At 30.7% G+C, this 9,218-nt stretch carries 10 protein-coding genes; all 10 read left to right on the top strand.

Going from position 1 to position 9,218, the window contains the following annotated elements; all coding sequences use genetic code 11:
• Positions 1 to 108: 108 nt before the first annotated feature.
• The gene (gene spo0A, locus J5G60_RS13930; RefSeq protein WP_150356504.1) at positions 109 to 924 is read left to right on the top strand and encodes a sporulation transcription factor Spo0A; all 816 of its coding nucleotides are present in this window, start codon (positions 109 to 111) and stop codon (positions 922 to 924) included.
• A gap of 142 nt (positions 925 to 1,066) precedes the next feature.
• Positions 1,067 to 1,237: a hypothetical protein gene (locus J5G60_RS13925; protein ID WP_179977193.1), complete on the top strand. Its 171-nt coding sequence runs from the start codon at positions 1,067 to 1,069 to the stop codon at positions 1,235 to 1,237.
• A 107-nt stretch (positions 1,238 to 1,344) separates the two neighbouring features.
• Positions 1,345 to 1,866, top strand: coding sequence for an NUDIX hydrolase (locus J5G60_RS13920; protein WP_150356547.1), 522 nt, complete (start codon positions 1,345 to 1,347; stop codon positions 1,864 to 1,866).
• 73 nt (positions 1,867 to 1,939) lie between these two features.
• On the top strand, positions 1,940 to 2,590 hold the full coding sequence (gene spoIIM / locus J5G60_RS13915; RefSeq protein ID WP_150356503.1) for a stage II sporulation protein M: 651 nt from the start codon (positions 1,940 to 1,942) through the stop codon (positions 2,588 to 2,590).
• On the top strand, positions 2,587 to 2,817 hold the full coding sequence (locus tag J5G60_RS13910; RefSeq protein ID WP_150356502.1) for an endonuclease III: 231 nt from the start codon (positions 2,587 to 2,589) through the stop codon (positions 2,815 to 2,817). Before spoIIM ends, J5G60_RS13910 begins: the two co-directional genes overlap by 4 nt.
• Positions 2,818 to 2,847: 30 nt before the next feature.
• Complete coding sequence (locus tag J5G60_RS13905) at positions 2,848 to 3,726, top strand: site-specific tyrosine recombinase (RefSeq protein ID WP_150356501.1); 879 nt, start codon at positions 2,848 to 2,850, stop codon at positions 3,724 to 3,726.
• A 307-nt stretch (positions 3,727 to 4,033) separates the two neighbouring features.
• The gene (locus J5G60_RS13900) at positions 4,034 to 5,704 is read left to right on the top strand and encodes a cell wall-binding repeat-containing protein (RefSeq protein ID WP_150356500.1); all 1,671 of its coding nucleotides are present in this window, start codon (positions 4,034 to 4,036) and stop codon (positions 5,702 to 5,704) included.
• Between the two features lie 381 nt (positions 5,705 to 6,085).
• Complete coding sequence (locus tag J5G60_RS13895; protein WP_150356499.1) at positions 6,086 to 7,297, top strand: D-alanyl-D-alanine carboxypeptidase family protein; 1,212 nt, start codon at positions 6,086 to 6,088, stop codon at positions 7,295 to 7,297.
• Positions 7,298 to 7,455: 158 nt separating this feature from the next.
• Positions 7,456 to 8,649 (top strand): CCA tRNA nucleotidyltransferase, encoded by a 1,194-nt coding sequence (locus J5G60_RS13890; protein WP_150356498.1) that lies wholly within the window; start codon positions 7,456 to 7,458, stop codon positions 8,647 to 8,649.
• The coding region (locus J5G60_RS13885; RefSeq protein ID WP_207876557.1) for a segregation/condensation protein A at positions 8,650 to 9,218 on the top strand (569 nt) is incomplete at its 3' end.

The following is a 9,218-nucleotide window of genomic DNA, read 5'->3' as shown; positions in this document are numbered from 1 at the left end:
ATATAAAAGATAAAAATTTTTAAATAAAAAAGAAGGAATTAAAATTCCTTTGTCGAATTTATTATTTGTTAAGATATGGGAATTAATTAAGAAAAGGGGAGTAAAAATATGGAAGATTCAAAGATAAGTGTAATTATTGCAGATGATAATAAAGAATTTTGTAATATTCTAAATGATTATCTTTTAAACCAGAAGGACATAGTGGTTACAGGTATTGCCAAGGATGGATTAGAGGCACTTAAGCTGATTGAGGAGAAAAAGCCGGATTTAGTAGTGCTTGATATAATAATGCCTCATCTTGATGGACTGGGAGTTTTGGAAAGACTAAATACTATGAATATGGATCCAATGCCAAGGATAATAGTTTTGTCTGCAGTAGGACAGGATAAGATAACCCAGAGAGCCATAACTTTAGGGGCAGATTACTATGTCATAAAACCTTTTGATATGAATGTACTTACGAGAAGAATAAGGCAGATGTTCAACAATGTTATAATAGGAGGGGATGAAGTTAAAAGAAATACGTTATTTGTGGACAACGATGAAATAAAATCTTTCAAGGATGATCCTGCAGATTTGAAACAGGAGATAACCAATATAATTCATGAAATAGGTGTTCCAGCTCATATAAAAGGTTATATGTATTTAAGAGAGGCAATAACTATGGTTGTAAATAATATGGAACTTTTATCAGCAGTTACGAAGGAATTATATCCTTCTATAGCTAAAAAATACAATACAACTGCCAGTAGAGTTGAGAGGGCTATCAGACATGCCATCGAAGTTGCTTGGTCAAGAGGTCAGGTGGAAACTATAAATAAAATCTTTGGCTATACTATACATAATGACAAGGGAAAGCCAACCAATTCCGAATTCATCGCCATGGTGGCTGACAAACTTCGATTAAAGAACAAAGTATCTTAGAATAAATATTATCAATGATTAGAAAGATTTTGAGTTATATGAAAATATTAACAAACATAAAGATAAAATCAATTAATTTGAAAACTTCCGTTCATTTTATATAAAATGAATGGAAGTTTTTGCAAGGAGGTTATATGAACAAATGAAGATAGAGTTGGAGTTAGAAGAAATAAGAAACATACAGAATTTAATTATAAGTAGAGTAAACGAGCTTAGAGAAAAAATATCAAATGATATAGATAGAGAAGAAGAGATAAAAGAAATTATAAGGTATTACAAAAAGTTGGTAAAAAAAATAGAAAACCAAATATAATTGACAATTGTAATAGTAAAGTATAAAATTGAAAACGATAATTAATTTGAAATTTTATTTGAATAAATTATAAAACAGCATAATTTTGTATTGGAAGTGATATGAAGGTGGATTTTTCTGAAAAAACTATAAAAAAAGATATGATATACAGCGGTAAAATTATTGAGGTCAATCTACAAACTGTTGTATTGCCAAATGGGAGAAAAAGTAAGAGAGAAGTAGTGAATCATCCTGGCGGTGTGGCAATACTGGCCTATAAAGATAGTGATACCGTATTTATGGTAGAACAGTTTAGAAAGCCTATAGAGAGAAATATTCTTGAAATACCTGCAGGAAAAATTGAGAAGGATGAAGATATAAAGACATGCGGAATGAGAGAATTGGAGGAGGAAATAGGTTATAAAGCAAGAAAATTTGAATATATTGGGAAGGTAGTCACGAGTCCTGGATTTTGTGATGAATATATATATATTTTCAAGGCTGAGGATCTATACAAGGGAAGAGACGATATAGGTGATGAAGATGAATTTATAAATATCAAAGAGGTTAAAATAGGTGAGATTAAAGATATGATAAAAAATGGTGAAATAATAGATGCCAAGACTATATGTGCTTTTATGATGATATAATATAGTCATATAACTCTTTTGTGGATCATAGATTATTTAGAGAGAAGATGATTGACAAAAGGGGGATAAAATAGTGTTAGAAAATAAAGTTTCAGGTTTGATAAATAGACATATTAAAAATAATTTTTGGCTGTATGTTATAAGCCTGTTATGTATTTTTACAGGTATAGTGATGGGCATATACAGTGTCAGATATATGGGAGGATTTGAAAAAAGTGATCTCGTAAGCTATCTTAAGAATTTTGCAACTGCTGTGAATTCTGGAGATTTAAATTATAAATCTATATTACTTCAAACTTTAAAAAATAATATTCCTGTAATTTTGGCTATATGGTTTTTAGGACTTACAATGATAGGAATACCAATAATACTTATTATAGATATAATAAAGGGATTTACTATAGGATTTACTATAAGTTTTATAATAAGCCAATTAGGAATAAAAGGAATGTGGATTTCACTATTGGGGGTTTTGCCCCAGAATATAATATACATACCCTGCATAATACTTTCATCTGTACTTGCTATGGAATTTTCACTTATGATTTTTAAAGATAGAGCGAGACTTCAATGGAAATCACATATTTTAGTCAGTATTACCTCTTATTCTATGTCTTTTCTAATGGTATCCATGGTAATGTGTGTGGGTTTTTTTATGGAAGCTTATTTAACTCCAAATATGGTTAAACTTGTTGTAGCCAGCTTTGAAGGGATATTATTATGATATTTAATGAGCAGGAATCAAATTTTATTATAGGGGTATTAAAGTGCTTTTTTATATTGATATTTTTTGGAATATTTTTGCCTAAGTTTATAGATACTATTTTATATAATTTTATTATTGAACCCCATTCTTACGACAACAGCATACTGGTAAATGGTATATTCAGCAAAAATGTGGATCTGATATACAATTATATTAATGTTTTCAACGAATTTCTGAAATTTTAAAATTATAACTTCAAAGAGCGGGTGATAATTTTGAATGGCCTTTTATTGGCTTATACAAAAGAACTGGAAAAAAAGCATATGAGTAAAAATACTATGGATGCATATGTAAGAGATATAGATAAATTTTTTAATTTTATAAAGGATAGAAAAGAGAGTGTAGAAAAAGTAGAGATTATATCTATAATGGCTTATGTACAGTATCTTCAGAAAGCAGGCAAAGCCGTATCTTCAATAGTTAGAAATATTGTATCCCTTAGAAATTTTTACAAATATCTCATGCTTAAGGGAATTGTAAATGAAAACCCGATTTTATACTATCAAATTCCCAAAATAGTGCATAATGTACCGGAGGTATTGACTATAGAAGAAGTAGACAAGCTCCTTTCATCGCCGGATTTAAGCACTGACAAGGGGATAAGGGATAAGGCTATGCTTGAGGTGATGTATGCTGCTGGAATGAAAGTAATGGAACTTCTAAATCTTACGTTATATGATATAAATCTAAAATTATCATATGTAAAATGTAGTAATTCCAAGAATAATGAGAGAATAGTGCCTATAGGTTCTGTAGCTGTGAAGTATTTAAAAAAATATTTAGATATAAGGCCGGAATTAAATGTATATAATTTGGATATTTTATTTTTAAATCTAAAGGGAGTAAAAATGAGCCGGCAGGGATTTTGGAAAATAATAAAATACTATGCAAAAGAAGCTAAAATAGATAAAAATATAAATGCCTTTACATTAAGACATTCTTTTGCCGTGCATTTACTTCAAAATGGAGCGGATATTAAATCTGTACAAGAGCTCTTGGGCCATAAAGATCTTTCCGCAACCCAGATTTATTCGTCGGTTTTGAAAAGAAATAAAATTGCTGAAGTTTATAAAAAGTCTCACCCCAGGTCATAATGGGGGTAGGTAAAAATATAGGGGCTGCTGCACTAATCAATTAGTGTGACGGCCCTATTTGAATCACCAGGGTAAAAGCATAAAGTGAAAAACAAAAGTAAAATAATATTATCTTTGTTTTTTGCAGTTGTATTTGGTATTTCAACTATTAGTTTCAAAAGCAGTGCAGCCGATTTAAATTTTAAAATAATACAAGCTCTGCCTTTGTAAGTGAATTTGGTTATGAACAAATTCTTATAAATTTATTGAAATATACATTTTTAACTTGACTTCTGTAAAAAATGAGTCTTTAAAGGAGGAATTGTCCATGTATAAAAAAAGAATAAATGCATTTGCAGGTATTACACTCATGTCATTAGTGCTAACTACAGCATTTACAACTGGATTTGTTAAAGCAGCAGGTTCGGTAACGCAAATAGGTGGCTCAACAAGATATGAAACAGCAGCAAAAGTTGCTGCAGCAACTTTTGCAAACAGCGATACCGTTGTATTGGTCTCAGGAGAAGGTTATGCAGATTCAGTAAGTGCATCTGTATTGGCCAAGAAACTGGATGCACCAATACTGCTTACAGGTTCGCAGATGCTTGATTCTAATGCTGAAGGTGCACTGGAAAAACTAAAACCAAAGAATGTATATATTATTGGAGGTACAGGTTCCATATCCCGGTCTATTGAAGATGGATTAAAAGCATCAAATTATAAAGTAACCAGGCTTGGGGGAACTACAAGATATGAGACAAACCTGGCTATAGCAAACAAATTGGTGGATTTGGGAGTAAGCAAGGACAACATAATAGCAGTAGCAGGAACTAATTTTTCAGATGCATTGTCAGCAGCACCAGTAGCTGCTGCTGATGGGGATATATTATTGCTTACAAATAACGATCTGAATTCAATACAGAAGACAATCGATTTTGCAAAGAATTCAAACGTTACAGTAGTAGGAACCACTACTGTAGTAAGTGATTCAATATATAATGCACTAAATGCAGATAGGAGAGTGAACGGTGGATCGGACAGATTTGCTACAAATTTAAATGTATTAAAGGCATTTGACAGTGATCTAAAGAATGACAAAATTTATGTAGCAAATTCATCAGAAAATAGCTATTCAGATCCATTAATTGCTTCAGCTGCAGCTGGAAAGTATTCAGCACCGCTTATACTAATTGATACTGAAGGATCAAATGTAAATGCTATAGATTATATCAAAACTAAAGCTGCAGAAAATACTGAGATAGAAGCAATTGGCGGAACTGGTGTAATTCCGGCTTCTATAGTTAATGAAATAAATAGTGCCATAAGTGAAGGTAATACAATGATAACTTTTAAAGATAAAAATTTAGAACAGGCAGTAAGATTAACTGCAAATAAGCCCACTGGTACTTTATATAAAAGCGATGTAGATAAGGTGTTGGAAGTAAATTTTTATTATAGTAAAATAAAAGATATTAGCGGAATTGAAAATTTAACTAGTTTACAAAAGCTTGGATTAGGTGGTAATCAGATAACCGATATAGGAGCTATCAAAAGTTTAACTAATCTAAGACGTGTTGAGTTTTCCAGTAATCAAATAAGTGATATAAGCCCATTAAAAAATCTAATTAATTTACAGGAACTTGCATTAGGAGATAATCAAATAAGTAATATAAATTCGCTGGGAAATATGACTAATTTACAAACTCTTATTTTATATAGAAATTCAATAAGTGATATAAGTCCATTAAAAAATTTGACTAATTTACAAATTCTCAATTTAAGCATGAATTCAATAAGCGATATAAGTCCATTAAAAAATTTAACTAATTTACAAACCCTTGATATAGGTAAAAATAATATAAAAGACATAAGCCCATTAAAAAATTTAACTAATTTAAAAGAACTTCGTATATCAGAAGGTCAATTAAGTGATAATGAAATAGATTCTTTGAAAAGTGCTTTACCAAACTTAAAGATTACAGTCGAGTATTTAAATTAACCCAGGTATAGGCGAAACCATAGATTAAAATATTTATTTAGCATAATGAATCTTTAAAAAGAATATAAAGGCTTGATTATAGGGAGCAGGCTATCAAGGTTGAGAAGATAGAGTTTTGAAATACTACTATCAAGTGCAACCAGCCTGCTTTTTTGCATTTCATAGTGAAGAAGCATTTTAAGATATAGCTGTTCTTGATATTCTAAATTATGTTTTTGTGACAATGTAATTAATCCCTCTTTCATATCTTTATAATTTATCCAATTTAGCTTTCCACTTTATTTTAATTTTATTTTATCCCATGTATTTTTTTATTGTATTTGTGTGATAATATTAATAACTTCGGAAGGAAATACATTTTAAAGGGAGGAGAAATATTAAATGAAGAAAAAGCAGAAAGCATTGACTTTAATAAGCTTGATGTTAAATTTGATCTTTATATTAGGTATAGAAAGTATGCCTGTTAAAGCTGAACCCTTAAGTAAATCCGATGGATCGGAGATCAAAGCTATAAAATCAGATTTGAATGTAGATGCTAAATCTGCATTGCTTATAGAGCCCTCAAGTGGAAAAATAATATTCGAAAAAAATTCTCATGAAAAACTGGAACCAGCTTCTGTTACAAAAGTGATGACTATGCTTCTGAGTATGGAGGCTGTAGATTCCGGCAAGATATCTCTGTCAGATAAGGTTACCGTAAGTGAAAATGCAAAGAAAATGGGTGGAAGCTCTATGCTTCTGGACACAGGAGAAGTGAGAACTGTAGAGGATTTACTAAAGGGGATAGGTATAGCATCTGGGAATGATGCAGCAGTTGCCATGGCGGAATATTTAGCCGGCAGTGAGGATGCATTTGTGAACCTTATGAATAAGAGGGCAGAACAACTTGGAATGAAGGATACATCTTTTAAAAATTGTACAGGATTAAGTGCAGAAGGCCATTATACCTCTGCCTATGACATAGGTATAATGTCAAGAGAACTGCTTAAACATCCTGCTATATTGAAATATACGGGAACATATATGGAGACCATATCTGAAGGAAGAAAAAGCCCCATAGAACTGGTAAATCATAATAAACTGGTTAGATTTTTTAATGGATGTGATGGATTGAAAACAGGTTTTACTAGTTCGGCGAAATATTGTATATCTGCTACTTCCCTTAGAGATGGAGTGAGGATGCTGGCAATAATCATGGGTTCACCTACTTATAAGGTGAGGAATAAAGATGCTAGCATGCTTATGAATTATGGATTTTCAAAATATTCCTGTAAAAATGTCTTTAAAAAGGGAAGTAATGTAGAGAAGATCAACTTGAATAAAAGCGGGAGCAGATTTTTTATTGCCAAAGCCTCTTCAGATTTAAACGCAATAACGGAAAAGGGAAAAGATAGTAAAATCACCTATAAGTGTATCATAGATAAAAATAAAAAGAGATATAAAAAAGATGAGAAGGTAGGATATTGTGATGTATATGTAAATGGGGAAATGGTGGGTAAAGTCGATTTACGCAGTGATAGAAATGTAAAAAGACCAGGAATATTTAGCAACTTAAAGGATAACATCAGAAATGTTTTGCCTCAGGGAATATGATATATATGTTTTTAGTACAGAAAATATATAGTATAATAAGGTCAGAAAATTCAATTTATCCGGAAGAGAAAAGTACAAATTTGATATTTTACTGTATTGTTTTCTGAAATTCATTGGATTTTCTGATTGCTATTTAAAAATTAGGGGAGAAAATTAGTATGGAAATTTTAGAGGCATTAACTTGTGATGAGATAAAAATTGTAAATGAAATCATGGATTTATGTAAACGCAGGGGAATAAAGTCATATATAGTAGGAGGGGCTGTTAGAGATGCTATTTTAGGAAATAAAGTGAAAGATATTGATATATGCTTAGAGGAAGATCCAAAGGTTATTTTAGATGAACTGCAGAAATTAAAATGTTGTCAGTATCACAGTGAATTTCAAACAGCTTTTTTAGTTTTTGAAAATGGTGTAAATATAGATCTTATAAGATGCAGAAAGGAATATTATTTTATAGATGGGGCATTACCTAGAATTTCTCCATCCCGTATATATGAGGATTTGTATAGAAGGGACTTTACTGTAAATGCCCTGGCCTACGATATTGAAAAAAAATGTATAATAGATGTCTGTGGGGGCATACAGGATTTAAAAAATAGAGTTTTGAGGAAAATACATCCTAATAGCTATAATGAAGATCCAACTAGAATATTTAGAGCTATAAAATATGCTGTGAGATATAAATTTAGTTTAAAAGACAAAGATGAAATAAAAAAATGCGTGGAAAAGGGTGTATTTAGTCTTATAAGTAATGATAGAATAGTAAAGGAAATATACCTTCTGTGCTGTGAGGAGAATTGGAAAGAAAACATTTATCTGTGTAATGATTTAAAAATATTTGATGTAGATGAACGCCTCTTAAAAATTGAACTTGAGGAGGAAAACCAAGATAAAAGATATAGTTGTACAAGCAGGGTGGATATGAGGATCCTTAAATTATTTTATTCCATGAGGGATAGAAAATATAGATCAATACTAGCTGAAAATTCAATTTTGAATAAAGAGTTGAGAAGTGCTATTGAATGTTCCAATGAAGATTCTCATGAGGCAGCTGATTTGATTATGGGTACAATGGATAATTATAGGTTATATACAATATTGAGGAAGATGGATGATTATGAGCTTGTATTATTAAGCTGGAACTCAAAATTGAATTATAAGATATATAATTATATTTATAATTTAAGAGATTATAGGCCTTCTTTAAGTGGAAAATATATAGCTTCTAAAGGAGTAAAGGATGGAAAGTCTATAGGAAGGATCTTGAGGAGCATAATGAAAATTGAACTGAATTCTGGAATAGACTATGGGCAAAAATATTTAACTGAAAATTTAGGAGAGAATATGTAGATGTCTTTAAATATAAAAATAAGAAATTTTGAGGGACCCTTTGATGTACTGCTTCATCTTATAAAAAAAAATAAAATGAGTATATATGATATAAAGATTTATGAAATCACAGAGCAGTACTTAAAATATATAAATACCATGAGGGAAATGGACTTAGATGTAGCATCCGAGTTTATAGTAATTGCAGCTTCGCTTATAGAGATGAAATCAAAGATTTTACTTCCAGAGTCAGACTTGGAGAAAGAAAATGAAGATAAAGAGGAGGATCCTAGAAAAGAGTTAGTGGATAAATTGCTTCAATATAAAAAATTCAAGATGGCAGCTGAATTTTTAAAAGAAAGATGTGATAGAGTAGGAAAGATGTATGGTAAAAAGCCAGAGATAATTGAATCAAAAGAAGCGAGTATATCCCAGATTTTAAAGGGTGCTACCCTGTGGGATATATATGAGAGATATACCAAGCTGATGAGAGAATATGAAAGCAAATTTAACAGTGAAGTTGTGCTCAATAAAAAGATATCTAGAGATAAGTTTAAATTGGAAGATAAAATAATTTATAAAAAAAATAT

Origin of the sequence: Clostridium sp. HV4-5-A1G (assembly GCF_900184915.1) — a bacterium.
In the GTDB taxonomy this organism is placed as follows: Bacteria; Bacillota; Clostridia; order Clostridiales; family Clostridiaceae; genus Clostridium_B; species Clostridium_B aromativorans.
Note: the sequence above shows the minus strand (reverse complement) of the source record. Positions and strands in the feature narration are given on the sequence as shown.